Consider the following 590-nt stretch of genomic DNA (forward strand, 5'->3'; position numbering starts at 1 on the left):
CTCACCGCCGCGCACAGCTGCGCACCGTCTCGATCACGCGCGCCTGCTCGGCGGCGCTCATCGCGCTGCCGGAGGGCAGGCACAGGCCGCGCTCGAACAGCAGCGCCGCGGCCTCGCCGCCGACGCAGGCGGCGTGGCGGAAGGCGGGCTGAAGGTGCAGGGGCTTCCAGGCCGGGCGGCTCTCCACCCCGGCGGCATCCAGCGCGCGCCGCACGGCCTCGCGGTCGGCGCCGAAGGCGATGGGCTCGATCAGCGCCACGCTGAGCCAGCGATTGGCCCGCCCCCAGTTCGGCTCGGCGATGAAGGAGAGGCCGGGCAGGTCCCCGAGACCGGCGACATAGGCGGCGAAGATCTCGCGCCGCCGCGCGACGCGCTCCGCCAGCGTCGGCAGCTGCGCCAGTCCGACGGCGGCGAGCACGGAGGAGAGGCCATAGGCATAGCCGGTCGTCTCGTGCTGGTAATGCGCTGCCGGCTCCCGCGCCTGCGCGGCCAGGGCGCGCGCCCGCGCCAGCAGCGCCGCGTCGTCGCTCGCCAGCGCACCGCCGCCGCCGGTGGTGACGATCTTGTTGCCGTTGAAGGAGAAGGCGGCG

The 590-nt window shown here is 75.8% G+C and carries 1 protein-coding gene; it reads right to left on the reverse strand.

Translation table 11 applies throughout. The features are described from left to right. Position 1: 1 nt before the first annotated feature. On the reverse strand, positions 2–590 hold a 589-nt coding region (locus OZN99_RS33150), incomplete at its 5' end, for a DegT/DnrJ/EryC1/StrS family aminotransferase (RefSeq protein ID WP_270939410.1).

Source organism: Falsiroseomonas oryzae, assembly GCF_027856955.1.
GTDB lineage: Bacteria > Pseudomonadota > Alphaproteobacteria > Acetobacterales > Acetobacteraceae > Falsiroseomonas > Falsiroseomonas oryzae.